Source organism: Paenibacillus glacialis, assembly GCF_001637205.1.
In the GTDB taxonomy this organism is placed as follows: domain Bacteria; phylum Bacillota; class Bacilli; order Paenibacillales; family Paenibacillaceae; genus Paenibacillus_AQ; species Paenibacillus_AQ glacialis.
Map to the genome: position 1 here is coordinate 1 of NZ_LVJH01000042.1, position 16,415 is coordinate 16,415.

Annotated in this window: 17 protein-coding genes, 1 pseudogene and 1 other annotated feature; of the genes and pseudogenes, 5 read left to right on the forward strand and 13 right to left on the reverse strand. The window is 38.2% G+C overall.

Annotation, left to right across the window (positions count from 1 at the left end; genetic code table 11):
• Positions 1 to 402: 402 nt before the first annotated feature.
• Together PGLA_RS18745 and PGLA_RS18750 are read right to left on the reverse strand one after the other, a co-directional pair.
• Positions 403 to 1,017 (reverse strand): class I SAM-dependent methyltransferase, encoded by a 615-nt coding sequence (locus PGLA_RS18745; protein ID WP_068535819.1) that lies wholly within the window; start codon positions 1,015 to 1,017, stop codon positions 403 to 405.
• A 229-nt stretch (positions 1,018 to 1,246) separates the two neighbouring features.
• Complete coding sequence (locus PGLA_RS18750) at positions 1,247 to 1,768, reverse strand: GNAT family N-acetyltransferase (RefSeq protein WP_068535821.1); 522 nt, start codon at positions 1,766 to 1,768, stop codon at positions 1,247 to 1,249.
• 885 nt (positions 1,769 to 2,653) lie between these two features.
• Here PGLA_RS18750 and PGLA_RS18755 point away from each other — a divergent pair.
• Positions 2,654 to 3,019: a hypothetical protein gene (locus tag PGLA_RS18755; protein ID WP_068535822.1), complete on the forward strand. Its 366-nt coding sequence runs from the start codon at positions 2,654 to 2,656 to the stop codon at positions 3,017 to 3,019.
• Between the two features lie 174 nt (positions 3,020 to 3,193).
• On the forward strand, positions 3,194 to 3,520 hold the full coding sequence (locus tag PGLA_RS18760) for an antibiotic biosynthesis monooxygenase family protein (RefSeq protein ID WP_068535824.1): 327 nt from the start codon (positions 3,194 to 3,196) through the stop codon (positions 3,518 to 3,520).
• Positions 3,521 to 4,156: 636 nt separating this feature from the next.
• Here the strand turns inward: PGLA_RS18760 and PGLA_RS18765 are convergent.
• From PGLA_RS18765 to PGLA_RS18810, 9 genes are all read right to left on the reverse strand, one after another.
• Positions 4,157 to 4,699 carry a GNAT family N-acetyltransferase gene (locus PGLA_RS18765; protein WP_068535825.1) on the reverse strand — a complete coding sequence of 181 codons (543 nt, stop codon included), beginning with the start codon at positions 4,697 to 4,699 and terminating at the stop codon, positions 4,157 to 4,159.
• Positions 4,700 to 5,618: 919 nt separating this feature from the next.
• On the reverse strand, positions 5,619 to 5,894 hold the full coding sequence (locus PGLA_RS18775; RefSeq protein ID WP_145939607.1) for a hypothetical protein: 276 nt from the start codon (positions 5,892 to 5,894) through the stop codon (positions 5,619 to 5,621).
• Positions 5,895 to 6,124: 230 nt separating this feature from the next.
• Positions 6,125 to 6,706, reverse strand: a complete 582-nt coding sequence (locus PGLA_RS18780) for a DJ-1/PfpI family protein (RefSeq protein WP_068535832.1) — start codon at positions 6,704 to 6,706, stop codon at positions 6,125 to 6,127.
• Positions 6,707 to 6,787: 81 nt separating this feature from the next.
• The gene (locus PGLA_RS18785; RefSeq protein ID WP_068535834.1) at positions 6,788 to 7,924 is read right to left on the reverse strand and encodes a tyrosine-type recombinase/integrase; all 1,137 of its coding nucleotides are present in this window, start codon (positions 7,922 to 7,924) and stop codon (positions 6,788 to 6,790) included.
• A gap of 238 nt (positions 7,925 to 8,162) precedes the next feature.
• On the reverse strand, positions 8,163 to 8,690 hold the full coding sequence (locus PGLA_RS18790; protein WP_068535836.1) for a GNAT family N-acetyltransferase: 528 nt from the start codon (positions 8,688 to 8,690) through the stop codon (positions 8,163 to 8,165).
• A 16-nt stretch (positions 8,691 to 8,706) separates the two neighbouring features.
• Positions 8,707 to 9,714, reverse strand: coding sequence for an HD domain-containing protein (locus PGLA_RS18795; RefSeq protein WP_145939608.1), 1,008 nt, complete (start codon positions 9,712 to 9,714; stop codon positions 8,707 to 8,709).
• 102 nt (positions 9,715 to 9,816) lie between these two features.
• Positions 9,817 to 10,221 carry an HIT family protein gene (locus PGLA_RS18800; protein ID WP_068535840.1) on the reverse strand — a complete coding sequence of 135 codons (405 nt, stop codon included), beginning with the start codon at positions 10,219 to 10,221 and terminating at the stop codon, positions 9,817 to 9,819.
• 14 nt (positions 10,222 to 10,235) lie between these two features.
• Complete coding sequence (locus tag PGLA_RS18805; RefSeq protein WP_068535842.1) at positions 10,236 to 10,727, reverse strand: GNAT family N-acetyltransferase; 492 nt, start codon at positions 10,725 to 10,727, stop codon at positions 10,236 to 10,238.
• A 158-nt stretch (positions 10,728 to 10,885) separates the two neighbouring features.
• On the reverse strand, positions 10,886 to 11,656 hold the full coding sequence (locus PGLA_RS18810; RefSeq protein WP_245700145.1) for a L,D-transpeptidase family protein: 771 nt from the start codon (positions 11,654 to 11,656) through the stop codon (positions 10,886 to 10,888).
• A gap of 295 nt (positions 11,657 to 11,951) precedes the next feature.
• On the opposite strand from PGLA_RS18810, the gene PGLA_RS18815 reads away from it, so the two are divergent.
• The gene (locus tag PGLA_RS18815) at positions 11,952 to 12,788 is read left to right on the forward strand and encodes an alpha/beta hydrolase family protein (protein ID WP_068535846.1); all 837 of its coding nucleotides are present in this window, start codon (positions 11,952 to 11,954) and stop codon (positions 12,786 to 12,788) included.
• Positions 12,789 to 12,912: 124 nt separating this feature from the next.
• Here PGLA_RS18815 and fosB read toward each other — a convergent pair.
• Positions 12,913 to 13,330: pseudogene (gene fosB / locus PGLA_RS18820) on the reverse strand (metallothiol transferase FosB).
• Positions 13,331 to 13,571: 241 nt separating this feature from the next.
• On the opposite strand from fosB, the gene PGLA_RS18825 reads away from it, so the two are divergent.
• A complete protein-coding gene (locus PGLA_RS18825; protein WP_068535848.1) occupies positions 13,572 to 14,150 on the forward strand; it encodes an LOG family protein in 579 nt (192 codons plus the stop codon).
• A 116-nt stretch (positions 14,151 to 14,266) separates the two neighbouring features.
• Here the strand turns inward: PGLA_RS18825 and PGLA_RS18830 are convergent, their stop codons facing one another.
• A complete protein-coding gene (locus tag PGLA_RS18830) occupies positions 14,267 to 14,719 on the reverse strand; it encodes a hypothetical protein (protein ID WP_068535849.1) in 453 nt (150 codons plus the stop codon).
• A 241-nt stretch (positions 14,720 to 14,960) separates the two neighbouring features.
• Positions 14,961 to 15,196 (forward strand) — a binding site (T-box leader).
• A 56-nt stretch (positions 15,197 to 15,252) separates the two neighbouring features.
• Here PGLA_RS18830 and PGLA_RS18835 point away from each other — a divergent pair.
• A complete protein-coding gene (locus PGLA_RS18835) occupies positions 15,253 to 16,335 on the forward strand; it encodes a bifunctional 3-deoxy-7-phosphoheptulonate synthase/chorismate mutase (protein ID WP_068535852.1) in 1,083 nt (360 codons plus the stop codon).
• Positions 16,336 to 16,415: the final 80 nt, after the last annotated feature.

Sequence of the window (16,415 nt, forward strand, 5' to 3'; positions counted from 1 at the left end):
AATCTATAACGTCCCATATTTCCCCTGTACCATTAAGTGTATATACTTGAACACCAGCATTTGAAGTTGATTCAACCTCTTTATTGAAATATAAGTAACCCCATATGGCATTCGAAATAATAATTACACCTACTACTAGCACTAAAATTAATCTTTTCATATTCCCTCCTATGGACTAGCAGTCAAATAATTGCAGGAATTTCACATAACGTTCGCGCATTACCGACGTCCAATCGGCTTAAGGACCGTAGGTCCGGGTGGCTCTGCCACTTAGCTGGTTGGATGTGTCACCTGAATTATCTTCTACGACACTTCCTCATGGTGACCAAGGGAGCGTAGCGACCGCTGTGGTAATGCAATGTTAGCTGATGTTGATGACTTCTTTGAATTAACTATCAGAATTTATCTCTTTCTCAAAACGAATGATTGAAAGTCTGTATTCATACCAACCATTGGAACCACTTCAAAATTCATTACATCAAAATATTCTTTAACTTTCACTTCTATATCTTCATTTTTATAAAACGAGAAAAACCGGTTAGGTTTATATGGATCTTCTTCCCAAATCCCTTCGCTATCATAACCCCCATATAGACCTAAGTAAAAAAATCCACCTGGCTTCAATACAGTCTTAATATTATTAAAAACAATATCCAACCTTCTCTTTGGCACATGAAGTAATGCGTTCATTGACCAAATTGCATCAAACGAGGCCTCTTCTAACTTCAACGAGTAAACATCCATCACTTGAGCCATTAACCCTCTGTTGAGACATGATTTGATCATTTCTGGGCTCATATCAATACTAAGCACATCGAAACCATTTGACTTTAAATACTGACTATGTTGACCAGAACCTGCACCAATATCAAGGAGTTTCAAACCAACTATGTTACTAAAATAGGAAATAAATCGGTTTAATTCATTGAGCTTCCAACTTTCAATCTCAAACTTATCTCTTAATTCTGCATTAGCATTATAGCTTCCTATTAATGTATTTTTAATTTCTACATCCATATGGACAACTCCTTGGGATTTTTTTATAATAGTTTTCATCAATTTCAGCTAACGTTGGCATTCCTGACGTTCAAGCAGCTTAAGTGACCATAGGGAACGGGTCGTCAGACTTAGCTGGTTGAATGTGTCGCCTGAATCGGCTTCTCCGAAATCCCCCTTGGCGACCGAGGAGCGTCAGCGACGATGTAGGAATGCTTTGTTATCTGATGCCACCCTCTTCTACGAACTACTATCTAATTATTTCTTCCATCTCATTCCACCCTAGGGCTACCTCATTAACTGTCTCATTTCCTATTTTTATTTCTTTATCTTTTATGATCTGTCCTCCGAGTTTCTGATAAAATAGTATTGATAAATTACCTTCTAATACCCATGTCATCATTGATTTATATTCTTTAGATTTCAAATATCGCACTATACTTTTCAGTAGTAACCTTCCTACCCCTCTGCCTTGGTGTTCCTTCAATATATATATCGCATATAGCTCACCATCGAAATCCAATTCAGATTCCCGACACTTCCCTCCACTTGCAAATCCAATGATTCTGCCATTTTTGTCCTCAGCTACAAACACACACTTATCATTATTAAGAGATTCAAATGTTCTAATCCATTGCCCTCTTCTTCCTTCTGCGGTAATCTTGTCGAGATACTCATCCGCTAATAATCCTCTGTATGTAGTTTTCCAACTCTCCGAATGAACATACGATATGCCATTAATATCAGCAAATTTTGCTCCTCTAATCTTCATTACTTCACCTGTCTTTGAGAATTTATTTTTATATACGTTCTAGGGTGGTTTCAGATAACGTTTGGCATTCCTGACGTTCAAGCAGCTTAAGTGACCGTAGGGAACGGGTCGTCAGACTTAGCTGGTTGAATGTGTCGCCTGATTAATCTTCTCGAAAATCCTTCTAAGCGATCAAGGGCGAATGCCCGCAGTAGGAATGCCGTGTTATCCGATGTTGGACATTCCTCGTATTCTGTTACACTTCAAATTTCCTTCCGTGCTCGAACTTGCTCTTAAAACTTATCTTATGTATTCATTCTCGACTGAATCAAAGAACACCTCAATAACACTTACCATCTCTTCTTGATTACTTCTCTGAAACCCGTTCATGTTCCTGCTTCATTGCCCATCTCGCAGTTTCCTAGACACCGACAATCCTTACCATTCTTAATCTGCATTCAAATCTAATTTGGTTTTAAGCTCTACTGCTAGGTCCCCATACTTTAATAAATACCGTTCTTGATTCTTTACTTTCAGGCACCTCTCGCTTTTATGTCAGAAAAAAATATGTTTTAGACTGAAAAATAGAGTGTTAAGACCGGGAAATAAAGTTGTAGACTAAGAAAATAAAGTACTGGACTGTCGAGGGCATTAAACTAACGGGCAGTTTAACGTAAAAAGAACTTCAATTCTTCGCTTGCAACCTTTCCCTGTAATAAACGTTATATTAAAAACTAGGGAGATTGGGAAGGAAGATCAATTATGAATTTTTTTATCTCCCATGGAAGAACTGAATTACTTCCATCATCTGTGGTGTGTCGCTTGCGCTGCATGCATGGCTAACGGGCAGTTTAACACAGTATTTCATGCTGTAACTCTTCAATAGATCCAGAAGATTAAAAGGGAATGGAGGTTTTCGAAATCGAAAAGAGATTGGTAAAGGGAGCAATATACGGATTTTTAATCGGATTAGCCCTCGCTATTATATTTATTCCAGATACTATTACACGTGTAGAAACTAATGTGATTAATGTGACTACAAGCTATTCAATCTCGATACGGGAGTATTTGCTTAAATTACTTAGATTTGCTGTGAAAACAAGTTTAGCAACCACTGTTGTTCTATGGATCCGAGAGTTTTATCTTGGTCCACGCAAAAAGGGTGAGCCTTCGTTTTTAATTGATTTTGTTAAAAGTTTTACAATTGTCTTTGCACTAATTATTTTGGGTGTATTGGCTTTGTCACTGGTTGCTTATTTTATTGGGCGTTAAAATATTCATTGAACTAACGGAACACGATAGTGGAACAACAAAGGAGAAGTTTGTTATGGCAGCTACTCCCTTTCTTTATTAAGCTAATGGGCAGATTAGTTTAACAAGCTATACATCAGGATACTACATGCACTAATATTGATATAGTAATAACCAATAAACGGAGGTAAAGTCATGAGTGAAATTGCTAAAACGCCACAAACACCTTATTATGCAGTGATTTTTACATCTGAACGAACAGATGGGGATAACCAATATGCGGAAATGGCAGATGAAATGGTGAAACTTGCATCCGTCCAACCTGGATTTCTCGGAGTAGAAAGTGCTAGAGAAGGTGTAGGTATTACTGTATCTTATTGGGATTCTCTCGAAGCTATACAAAAATGGAAACAAAACGAACGACATTTAGTCGCTCAAAGCAAAGGTATATCTGATTGGTATCTCACTTATAAAACAAGAGTTTGTAAGGTTGAAAGGGATTATGGATTTGAAAAGGTCTGAACAAGTCGAGTATGGTGCTATATCCATTTGAGATTAATTAAGCTAACGGAACACGATAGTTCAATGAAACAGCGACAGTCTAGGACTTTATTTTCGCGTCCTTTGCTATAGCTGTTTCAATTTCTAGGGTCAGTCTAAAACTTATTTTATGGATTCTGACGGTATGAAAATTCGAAAATCCGTGTGGATTAAAGGCATTCAGTCTAATACTTTATTTTCTGCTGACATTTCAAAAACATGTTCTTAATCCTCTACTTTCAGTCACCTCTTGTTTCAATTGAAAGGTATTTCATATCTAATTGCATTTCATGTCTTTATTCGCCAAGCACGCTGATCCTAGATCCCTCGAAACCTGAATTTCTTCATGTCTCTTCCCGTTTAAGATGGTAATCTCGACTGTCGGCCAAAAATTTCTTTAACTCGTAGTACACTTCGGTCCAATGTTGGATAACGTTGCGCATTCCTGACGTTCAAGCAGCTTAAGTGACCGTAGGGAACGGGTCGTCAGACTTAGCTGGTTGAATGTGTCGCCTGAATCTACTTCTCAGAAAATCCCCTTGGCGATCAAGGAGCGAATGCGACGATGTAGGAATGTAATGTTATAAGATGTCTCCGCCTTCGAAGCTAATCTATGTTTTATATTTTTCTTTTCTTTAACGTATTTATTAGTGACTCTTCCCAACTTTTACGATTCAAATAATAATATATCAATTTTTCTCTAAGCTCGGAATCTCTTTTGAAACCAAGTCTATTCATCAGTACATTAGACCTTTCATTCTCGGGTTCAACAGTTGCATCAATCACTTCTAGTTTCACCACAGTAAATCCATATTCAATAACAGCTGCCATCACTTCATTCATTAATCCTTTTCCCCAGTAGGGTCTGGATAAATCAAAGCCAACCTCTGCTGTAAGATCTACTTCTCTAATAAAATGAAAACCGCATGTACCAACTAATTCATTATCTTCTTTACTAAACAAACCCCAACGACAACCCGAATCTTCTAGATGATATTTAATAATTTCTTCAGCTTCTTTAATGTTTTTACATGGTTCAATATCCATAAATTTTGTAACATTATCATCTGAAAAATGTCTAAATACTTTTGCAGTATCATCAAGTGTTAAAATTCTAAGGTGTAATCTGTCTGTCTCTATAGCTCTATACTCAAATTTCATTGTGTCACCCTAGCCTCTCAAAATCATTGTTTTACCACTAAAGCAGTTCTAACACTAAGTAGTTTAGTATTTGCTCTAATATTTTTTGTTTTTACGGAGATTTCTTATAACGTTGCGCATTCCTGACGTCCGAACGGCTTAAGTTAACGAAGGGAACGGGTCGTCAGACTTAGCCGGTTGGATGTGTCGCCTGAATCCGCTTCTCCGACATTCCTCTTGGCGACCGAGGAGCATAAGCGACGAAGTAGGAATGTTTTGTTAGGTGAAGTCTTCGACTTCATTGAATTACCCTTTCAAAATCTCTCCATATTACTTTTTTAATCCTACCTTTTGTTATTATATATTTCTTGATTTTATAGCCTTATAAATAATAGTGCCCAATAGCACTACACTGATTATTACACATGATAATACAATATATTGGTTTTGAACATTCGGCAAAAGTATTGTACTAGCAATTACAATTAAGCCGATGTTCCCTTTAATATGCTCATTATCCTTAATAAAGACACGATAAAATATAATTGAATATATAAAAGCAGACCAAACAATCGGAAATATGGCAAGAAAAGTATCCATCATATTCCTCCTTCGATTTTCATTTCCTCAGTTTTTTATTATGGATTTCTAAGGTCTTCTGCAGTATCTCGAAGATTTCACCTAACGTACCCGCATTCCTGACGTTCAAGCGGCTTAAGTGACCAAAGGGAACGGGTCGTTAGACTTAGCCGATTGGATGTGTCGCCTGAATTCACTTCTTCGAAATCCCTCTTGGTGACCGAGGAGCAAACGCGACGATGCAAGAATGCATTGTTATGTGATGTTACTGTCCCCTGTGAATTACTAAGTAATCTCTTTGATTGATTAACCAGGTATATATGTATTTAAGACTTCTTAGTAATTTGATTGTCGTTATTATTTACTGCTCTTTCCTATGATTCTTTTCTTGCCACTTCCACACCCATATACCCCAGAAGTATCCTCCGATTGGAAACAAGATAACCGCGATTAATAAAGTTCTTAAGAAATCATTAAGTAATATTCCAGTTAAGCCATTATTCAAATAAGTAACAAAGATAGAATAAAGAACAGCTGTAGTCAATCCCCATCTTAGAACACCACTATTTACAACAAAATGCCTTTTTCCTTTTGCTCTCATCTTTTCCCATCGTTTTTCTGATCTTTCATTCATCATGTACTCCTCCAAATTAAATCTTTTATTTATCCGCATTACAGTAATTTCACATAACGTTTGGCATTCCTGACGTTCAAGCAGCTTAAGTGCCCGAAGGGAACGGGTCGTCAGACTTAGCTGGTTGAATGTATCGCCTGAGTTATCTTCTCGAGATTCCTCCTGGCGATCAAGGGCGTATGCCCGCAGTAGGAATGCATTGTTAGATGAAGTACCTGTCTTCTTGGAGTTACCTATACCTCTATAATTCCTTGCACTTCATATGGATAATCGATTTGTTTCTTAATCACATCTACTGCTACCTTATTTACAAAAAGCCCAACGATGTATAAAGCAAGATCTATTGATGTAGATACCCCTCCGGCTGTAATTAAGTTACCATCTTTCACAATTCTAGCTTTGATTACTTCCTTACAATAAGGTTCTAATAATTCATATGCATATGGATGGGTTGTCGCCATCTTATTCTCCAAAAACCCTGCAGCACCTAATAAAAGCGATCCTGTACAAACCGACACCACATACTTAACATTAATAGCTTGCCGCAGCCATCCGATAAACTCCTCATCAAATCGAAGTTTTCGTGTTCCCATTCCACCAGGAACAAATACTAAATCGTATTCTGAAAGATCTGGTTTAATCTTATTCACTTTAATTGTTAATCCTAATTCATCAGAAATTTCTTCTGATAGTCCACAAATATCCCATGTTGTTCCTTTAGTTTCTTCAAACAGATTTAATCGATAAATCACATCATAAAAGCCAATAAAGTCTAAGAACGTGAGCCCGTTAAAAACAACAAAACCAATCTTCATTGAAATTGCCCCCATGTATTTATCGATCTTTCAGGTATTTCATCTAACGTAAAATCTGCGACACATGTCGTTTAACCTACCCTATTCCGAGGGATCTGTGTTAAATGTATTGTTGCCTCGGCTCAGAACAATTTGATCTAAAGGACTGATGACCTTTCTTGCATCCTTGACGCTGACATGGGTATAGATTTGTGTGGTTTTGATGCTTTCGTGCCCGAGAAGTTCTTGGATGTATCGTAGATCCGTGCCACCTTCAAGTAAATGTGTAGCGAAAGAATGGCGTAACGTATGAACGGTTGCTGGTTTGCGAATACCTGCTGCATCACGTGCAGATTCAAACACGCGTTGAATAGTTCTTTCCGTAATATGTCGATCACGATCCGCACCAGGAAATAACCAATCCAATGGACGTTCTCTTTTCACATAAATACACACCATCTCATAAGCAGATCTCGACAATAGGGTAACCCGATCCTTCCTGCCTTTTCCTTGACGAACATGGACTAAGAATCGTTCATTATCTAGATCTTGTAATTTAAGACGCACCACTTCCCCAATCCGAAGACCAGAAGAATAGGTTAACATCACAATCGTCTTATGCTTAATGTTATGTAATTCAGCGAAAATACGTAGCACCTCATTTACAGATAAAACAGTTGGAAGCTTTTTTTCTTTCTTAGGTCTAGGAAGCTGTCGCACCAATTCTGGACGATTACAGACCTTCCCAAGAAAAAATTTCAAAGCACTCAAAGCTTGATTGATATACGAATATGAGCATTTCTGATCGAACAAGCCTAATACATACGTGTGCACATGGCTTTCATTTAATTCCAGAATAACTTCAGCATGACTTTGACAGAAACGTCGGATATGACCTTCATAAGCCTTTTTTGTCTTTGGGCTGAATCCTTTAAGTGTCATCAAATTCGTTGATCGCATGTTAGCTTCCCGGATAAACGTAGCAGCAGCTATATCATGAGTGAACCACTTCCGGACAAACTCATTCTGTCTCATCGACGTCTCGAAATGAACATGTTCAGGACCAAACAATTCGTATAGAAGCTGGACCGTCCTTTCATTCATGGGGACTATCCATTCTAGCGTGTCCACCATCCATATACGGCCGGGGATCTTTCGAATGTTCACAACTACATTTGCTTGGTAGCCCTTTGTTTTAATGCTAAGTAACATATCATGACTTCGGGTAACAAAGATCATTTAATTCACACTCCTCTATAAATTCCATATAAAACCTATAATCCCTGCCATCTCGGACGGCTATCTGACCTGCACATACGAGATCCAAAGAGAGTATCACACAAACATGTCGTATTATGGAGGCTCAAATTTCAATAAAGCATCAAAAAAGACAGCACCCGAATTGGCGTGACTGTCCCGATGCTTTCGGGTATTCATTTCATAACAACGCGATACCGCTTCTTGAATAACTTCCATATTACAGCTCATTAATCATATGAATATCTAATGGTTCTTTATTAAATAGCTCTACATCTGTATCTTCTGTAATCTGACTCCCATGACTCTTATAAAAAGATACAGCTGATTTTGTCTCCGTAGAAGATATATATAAATACTTGGCTCCCCTGTTCCTTGCTTCTTCACTTAATCCATTTAATATCTGGGTTCCAATACCTTGTCTTCTATAATTATTAGATACGTACATTAAGTCAATCTGTAATTGATCATGATTAGGACCTCTGAATTGGTGAGCAAGAACTCCGAATCCAACTAATGTGTCCCCGTCGAATGCTCCGATGGACAATCCCCCGTTACGTAATTCAAACAAATATCGTTCTTGTATTTCCTCGATCAACTCTTCATCCCAATTGGGGCATTCATGGTTCGTGGTGATTTCTTCGATTTGTCCATTCTGTATTTCATAGATGAGATCGATGTGTTCTGATCGGTCGATCTCCTTAAGTTTATTAACTAGATCTTGAGTCATTATTTGATATGTAATCATGATTAACCTCCACTATTCATTCATCCCAATATACATAATACGTCCCCAATACCGAACTTAATTCTCCTAGTATCGTATACGACGGTAGGGCATTTACTGGCATTCTTTCATTCGTAATCAATGGCTCCGAGAGATAAAGTTTATTAAGAGTTACTATGTTTGTATTTGAAGAAACCTTGGGTTTTGTACGCGTAACTAGTATTTCATGTGGACTGTAAAATAAACGTCTAGCTTCCCCTTGTGTCAATTCACAACGTAGTAACAAGGATTCAAGACTCGCATCCGTCATTTCACAAATTGACTCGACTGACACCACATTTTGTTCGATCAGCTGTGCAACTAAATACTTCAGAATAGTACTTGGACCCAAGTTATCTCCGGAACAATGAAATTTGGCTTCAGAAATAATAAATTGCAATAATGTTTCAGCAGTTTCAGCATCCGTTGAGATATAATTCCCGTCTAGTTCAAGTCTGGATAATAACACGGTTGAAGACTTAAGGAGCCCTGTAATTTGCGCACTCCTAACCCATGAATCAAGATGATCCAAGTGGATTTTATTATCCTTATTCCGTAAAGGGCTTGTTATATTTCCCTCTATTAAATCTAGGATTACACGAGGATCAAAGCCATATTTAATAAGAATTCCACTTATCTCTGTAGAGTATAATAACTCATAAGTTCTTTTATGATGGTCACAACCTTCAATCTGCTCAAGAACATGGCTGAACGGGCAATGCCCAATGTCATGTAATAGCGCCGCAACCCTTAGTTCATACCAATCAGGACAATAATAAGCAACTAAAGAAAATACGCCAATCGTATGTTGTAGTCGAGTTGTCACATGGTGTGTGTTAATGTAACTAGAACCACTATGATGAATAAATTGCAGCCTCCGGACAGGTGAAGATTTAAGTAAGCAAGATTCTATTTCTGTTAAGCTTGTTGTAAGTCCCCATAATGGCTCCCATAATTCATTACCACCCATTAATTGTGCAATATATCCAGTATTTAATTCACTCAACCTTTTTCCTTCCGATAAAATATTCGTATGTATTACTATTCCAAAGACCACATGGTCCGCCTCGCAAGTAATGTGTTACCCGAAGTTCCTGGCCATCTCAACCTAGTTCGAACTAAAGGGCCTCTTGTTGTCATCCTTCCCAAGAAAACTCCTTAAGTCTATACCAACTAATGGCTCATTTTTAAATCTTGGAATGATATGCAAATGAGAATGAAATAAATGTTGTCCAGCCGCTCCGTCAGTATTCCACTGTAAATTATATCCATCAGGGTTATGTAATTCATCTAAATGTTCCTTCACTTGTTTAACTAATGTAAAAGTATCATGCCATTCTTTATCCGTTAGTTCAAATACATTCACTCTATGAAGTCTTGGAACGATCAACCCCGAACCAATTAATATTTCCTGCGGCATTTGATAAAAAATACAACTTTCATTACTTAAGATTTCCCTTTGCCTAGTTTCTTGCTCAGGACTACAAAATACACAATGATCATGATGAGTCATTGAATTAAGCTCCTTTAGGACGGATTCGTGTTTTCTATTTTCATTTGTATAGTGATTACTTTTCTTCCTCCTAGCAACGTTATCTTCATGTCGAAAGGTATGAACCCATGCTTATAATAGAATGCCAATCCTCTTGAATTTGTGTTATGACATGATAACTGTATCGTATGGGCACCTAATTTCTTATTAGCTTCTTGTCTCATCATTTTGACTAAAAATTCAGCTGCACCTTTGCCCCTATATTCCGGAGATACGATGACGTTACCTAACCAACACGAACAATCACTAGGATCATGTCCATACAAATTAGCATAAGCTACTACTTTATTAACCACAGGATCTATGACAACGGTTGGTTCAAATCTATCCTTCAATAATTCTAAGATTTGTTCAGGTGTTAACGGGTACTTAAATCTTGGACTGACAAAATATAATTCTTCCTCCGTTTGAGGAAACTTACAAATTCTATCCAAATCGTCATGACTAAGTCTTCTATGCGTATACAGCTTAGATCTACTCCTTTCTTATTTAAACTTTTTTCTAATCATCCTAAATATATCTACATTCGTGAAAATTGTCGTATCTCCTCTTAACTCATTCATTTCATTAACAAATAAGAAACCTAACACAAATAAAAAAGCCACTCTCGTGGCCTCTTTCCAAATTAATTAGCAATGATAATGGCATTATTCTTGCTATCCCATGTTACTTGAATTCCGGCTAGCTCTAGAACATTCCGCAGTGGGAGCATAACCGTTGTACCTTGATATCGTGATGGTGTTATGGTAATTTCTTTGCCGTTAACTATTGCTTTGTCAGTGAGTGGCTTATGAATGATCGTACGATCACCTATAATGATGGTTGCTGTCTGAGTCTGATTATTCCACTGTACTATTGCGCCCAACAACTCTAAACTTTCTCTCATTGGAATGAAAATGCGGGAATCTACCATCGCAAATGAACTATTCAATTTCCGTTCCTCACCGTTAATAACTACTTTACCTTCAAATGTCTTGAGCCCGAGCGTATAGCCATTATTCTCTGCAATCTCTTCGAACGATAACTTCGATGACGTGATAACGGCATAAGAATTCACTTTCACTTGTGTGAACAGTTCATGAATCTCATCATTGTACATCCGAATGCATCCAGCACTGACGTACTTTCCTATGGAGCTCTTATTGCTATTTCCGTGAATAGCATACGTCGTTCCTTGTGTACCATTCACTTCAAGCCCGATCCAGCGATCCCCCAACGGATTACGAGGATCCCCTCCAGGGATTTTATCTTTGTAATACGGTCTATTTTTGATTTTGTTCGCAATCCTGAATTTCCCTTCAGGAGTTAGTTCGGGATCCTTCCCAGTTGCAACTGCAAATTGTCTTTCCAGTTTCCCATCTCTAAAAAATGCCATTGTATTTGTTTTCTTGTTCACCACAATTAAATCCGAATTGATTGAACTAGCATTCGCCTTTTCTGCAAATGGCGTCACCCATAGCAAAAGAATTACAATTGTAAACGCAATGATGCGTTTAATATAATGATACAGTGCGCAAAACCTCCTTTTTACTAATATATTATTGTAATGTCCGTCCTACGACAGATATCAGAATCAATATATAAATTTGTGACTTAAGATCAACGGATTAGGGTATAAGAATAGGATGTGCGACAATGAGTCATGATGTAAGTCAGACATAATTCGAAATATCTAGGGGCAGATGATAACTATGATTTCTCACATAACATACATATCTGATGGTTTGAAAGTAAAAGGATATCTTAGCTTACCGCATGGATATGACCTACCTACAACGGAATTAGAGTCCTTAATTAATCAATCGTATGATACTACTGAACTTCCAGTAACAAAATTAGCTAGCTCTTTACAGCCAACACACCAAGATCTTCGAACAGTGCAATGGCCCGTATTGATCTATTGTCGTGGGGGCATTGGTAAAGTCGGACGTGTCAAGACGGACTGGATTGAGCAATTTTCAAACTTTGGGCATATTATCTTTGCTCCTACTTATCGGGGCAATGAGGGTGGAGAAGGTCGTGATGAATTCGGTGGAAGCGATCAAGAAGATGTTCTATCCGCTTATCGTCTTTTGGAGAATCTTCCTTTTGTAGATAAGAAAAGAATTTCTGTGATGGGATTCTCGCGAGGGTCCATAAATGCCACACATACAGCAGCAACAATACCCAATGTCCACAGATTAATCTGTTGGAGTGGTGTATCGGACCTCGCGCAAACCTATGAAGAACGTATAGATCTACGCAAAATGTTAAAACGCGTCATTGGCGGTACCCCTACCAGAACACCTGAATCCTATCAGGTACGCTCTCCTCTTCATATGGTAGAACAGCTCCATTGCCCTGTGCTTATTATGCATGGTACCAAAGATACGCAAGTCGATTTCAGTCATGGGTTACATATGTATAACAAGCTAATTGAAGTAGGGGTACCCGCTGAATTTCATAAATATGAGGATTGTGATCATCACCTCCCACTCGATACTCACCTACTCGCCATTGACCGAATGTTCCAGTGGATCAGTGAATAGTATCGCATGCCATTTACCCATCAGCTTTCACGGTGTACAGCGCGCAACTGCTTAATTATTTAGATACCCATATTTTAACAATATTACCTCATTTGGATCATTACGTAAATCCGAATTTAACAGTTTAATCATCATAAAATATCATATGCTCTTTATCTGCCTTATAATATTCTAATCTATCATTCAAATTCCCTGTGTGGAATTCAAACATATGTCCATCTGGATCTAGGAAATAAATAGACTTCTGATCCCTCTCATCCCTTGTTCTACCAGGTAACACATGTAATTTTAAGTTGTTTAACTTGTCTAGACATTCATCAAATTCTTCACTCTTGATGGTAAAAGCAATATGAGTGTATGACTTGTTAGGTTCTCGGTGAATATCTCTTGGTTCAATGTAATCCAAGTGCCAAATAGATCGAAATAGGCTAGTTTATTTCCCTTTACTAATACATCGCCCCGAATACTTCCGTATAGAAATCAATAGATTTGTCCAAATTGGCAATAGAAAAACATAAGTGGTTAATCCCTTGAATATTCATAATATCTCTCCCTATTTCTTAGTTGTTTAGCATGGCTTATGATGGGACTTCTTCTTACTAAAAATATTTCATCACTTTAGCGGCCATCCTACACTACTCTTTTTCAAGCGCTAGTTCTAGTACAGAAAACTATAGAAGACCCCTCATTAAATTATCTTAATAATTTTACAAATACTGCGATCTTCTTCTGTATAATATAATATTATCAAATATAACCTACATATAGATTGGAGTGAAAAGGATGAAGACCATTTGTGTGTTTGCAGGTTCTAATCTAGGGAACCATCCAGAATATCAAGTGAAGGCTGCTGAGCTTGGGAGTTATATGGCTCAAGAACAATATCGCTTAGTTTATGGTGGGTCCAATATGGGGTTGATGGGTGTGATCGCGAATACCGTTATAGCCAAAGGCGGAGAAGTGACTGGTATCATGCCCAAAGGATTATTTAAAGGTGAAATCGTTCATCAACAATTAACTGAATTCATTGAAGTTGAAGGCATGCACGAACGTAAAGCTACGATGGGTACATTAGCAGACGGATTTATTGCTTTACCAGGTGGATTCGGAACATATGAAGAATTATTCGAGGTTCTGTGCTGGTCACAGATTGGCATACACAACAAGCCGATTGGGATTTTAAATGTCTGTGGTTATTTCGATCCACTATTGAATATGATTAATTACAGTGTGCAAGAGGGTTTCTCTAAACCTTCGAATCTGAGCCTGATCAACGTTTCTAGTGATCCTATGGATCTTATCCAACGTATGGAGAACTATGTTCCACAGATGATGGAGAACAAATGGAACCAGCTTAATTAAGTTACATCAATTTCAATCTCAAGTATCCCTACCGTAACTATTGTGGTTGGGATACTTTTTTTCACAACAACTACTCATCGTATGAACTTCAATCTACGTTGTTTAACGAACTCAATCTATCTTCTATATTTAGCTTGTACCGAAGGTAACAATGTTACCATTTGTATCAATAATCCTAAGCTAATATATAGCATATGTATAGCTGATACCGCATTAATCATATACACCTGTACCGCAATCCAGATAATAATAGCAAATCCGATATACAATGAAAACGTCCAACTCCAATGTCGATCCCTAAATATATTTAATCCTTCTGCCAACCGCCAACGCCATCTTTTAATCAATCCCATTGCAACAATTAGGGGGAATATCCCTAAAACAACGAGAAGAATAATACCTGGAATGAAGAAGTCATGGAATGGTGATCTTTCTAATAGGCTCAATGGCATTTTCACTAGTTCTCCTGTTGGATCAATGATTAAGACCACGCCACCAAATACAGCTCCCACACCTAGAAATAATTGCAGAATAAACAATGTTATTGATCTTTCATATCTACGAAACACGACCTATCTCAACCCCCTCATTCATAGACAAAGCTCATCATTTCCAACACGTAGACAGTAATATTCTGATTATATTTCTTCATAATTCTACTTGAATGTAATAATTGTTACACGGATCAGCACATCCTCGATATGACGTATTGAAATGATATCCACACAACGCTCACTCACGTCAACGCGTTAAATCAAACACTTGCATTCCTTTTCTTACCACGCATATAATGAGAAAAATTCATCTTATTCACAGACCATGATGGAGATAAGTAGTCCACTGCACCCTAACAGGGACGGTACGCCACAGATTGAGAGCGGACCGACAGGAGTTGCACAGATGAAATTCACTCCAGAGTCGACTTCCTGAACGCACCCGGGTTGCAGTAAGGAAGTCCGGCACACGCCGTTATCGTGTTAAGTGAGAAACCAATACTATTGGCTGTCTAACGAGGGTGGTACCGCGGAACTATTTCCGTCCCTTGCGAGACAGCCTTTTTATATTTTAATTCATTATTATAAAACATGGAGGTTATGGAGAAATGAATACACCATTGGATCAATTAAGAAATGAGCTACAAGAGGTAAACAGTAAACTGTTAGAGTTGTTGAATGATCGCGCACGTATTAGCCACGAGATTGGTCTAATTAAAGAGAAACAAGGTGTTCCTAAATTTGATCCCATTCGTGAAAAGGAAATGTTAGATCACCTTATTGCCAATAATCAAGGTCCTTTCGACAATAGTACGATTAAACATTTGTTCAAAGAAATTTTCAAAGCTTCGCTTGGCGTTCAAGAGAAAGAACATAAGCGTACGTTACTCGTTAGCCGTAAACAACACAAATCCAACACGATTATCCCTCTAAAAGGAAATACCGTTGTCGGTAACGGTTCACCGATTATGGTGGCTGGCCCCTGTTCCGTTGAATCGATGGAACAATTGCGCACAGTCGCAGCTGCTCTCAAAGCTGCAGGTGTGACTGTCATGCGTGGTGGTGCGTTCAAGCCTCGTACATCTCCGTATGATTTCCAAGGGTTGGGTATCGATGGTTTAAGAATGCTTAAGGAAGTTGGCGATGAGTTCGGACTGTCTATTATCAGTGAGATTGTTCATCCCGCACATATGGAGATCGCAGCTGAAACCATTGATGTCATCCAGATTGGTGCACGTAATATGCAGAATTTCGAATTATTAAAAGCCGCTGGAGAAGCGAAAATTCCAGTTCTACTGAAACGTGGACTTGCGGCAACTCTTGATGAATTCATTCATGCTGCAGAATATATTCTTTACCATGGTAACTCACAAGTGATGCTTATCGAACGAGGCATTCGTACCTATGAGACATCGACACGCAACACCTTAGATATTTCAGCAGTACCTTTGTTGAAACAGGAGACACACTTACCTGTCTTAGTAGATGTCACCCATTCTACGGGTCGTAAGGATATTTTCCTACCGTGTGCTAAAGCAGCTCTTGCCGCAGGAGCTGACGGAATTATGGTCGAGGTACATCCTGATCCACAAACAGCCCTATCTGACGCAAATCAACAGCTGGATATTCCCCAATTCAACGACTTCTGGAATGGACTTCTGGGATCAGGTTTGTTTACTTCTTCGAAATAATACAAAGAACAACGTTCATGATAACAAAGAGACAATCTACTATAGTCAATAAGCAACTAATATGTTATTGACGCAATAAA

What these genes read in the sequence shown, in the direction of transcription:
- PGLA_RS18745 (WP_068535819.1), bottom strand. Translation starts at nt 1,017, where the DNA reads ATGGATGTAGAAATTAAAAATACATTAATAGGAAGCTATAATGCTAAT.
- PGLA_RS18750 (WP_068535821.1), bottom strand. Translation starts at nt 1,768, where the DNA reads ATGAAGATTAGAGGAGCAAAATTTGCTGATATTAATGGCATATCGTAT.
- PGLA_RS18755 (WP_068535822.1), top strand. Translation starts at nt 2,654, where the DNA reads ATGGAGGTTTTCGAAATCGAAAAGAGATTGGTAAAGGGAGCAATATAC.
- PGLA_RS18760 (WP_068535824.1), top strand. Translation starts at nt 3,194, where the DNA reads ATGAGTGAAATTGCTAAAACGCCACAAACACCTTATTATGCAGTGATT.
- PGLA_RS18765 (WP_068535825.1), bottom strand. Translation starts at nt 4,699, where the DNA reads ATGAAATTTGAGTATAGAGCTATAGAGACAGACAGATTACACCTTAGA.
- PGLA_RS18775 (WP_145939607.1), bottom strand. Translation starts at nt 5,894, where the DNA reads ATGATGAATGAAAGATCAGAAAAACGATGGGAAAAGATGAGAGCAAAA.
- PGLA_RS18780 (WP_068535832.1), bottom strand. Translation starts at nt 6,706, where the DNA reads ATGAAGATTGGTTTTGTTGTTTTTAACGGGCTCACGTTCTTAGACTTT.
- PGLA_RS18785 (WP_068535834.1), bottom strand. Translation starts at nt 7,924, where the DNA reads ATGATCTTTGTTACCCGAAGTCATGATATGTTACTTAGCATTAAAACA.
- PGLA_RS18790 (WP_068535836.1), bottom strand. Translation starts at nt 8,690, where the DNA reads ATGATTACATATCAAATAATGACTCAAGATCTAGTTAATAAACTTAAG.
- PGLA_RS18800 (WP_068535840.1), bottom strand. Translation starts at nt 10,221, where the DNA reads ATGACTCATCATGATCATTGTGTATTTTGTAGTCCTGAGCAAGAAACT.
- PGLA_RS18815 (WP_068535846.1), top strand. Translation starts at nt 11,952, where the DNA reads ATGATTTCTCACATAACATACATATCTGATGGTTTGAAAGTAAAAGGA.
- PGLA_RS18825 (WP_068535848.1), top strand. Translation starts at nt 13,572, where the DNA reads ATGAAGACCATTTGTGTGTTTGCAGGTTCTAATCTAGGGAACCATCCA.
- PGLA_RS18835 (WP_068535852.1), top strand. Translation starts at nt 15,253, where the DNA reads ATGAATACACCATTGGATCAATTAAGAAATGAGCTACAAGAGGTAAAC.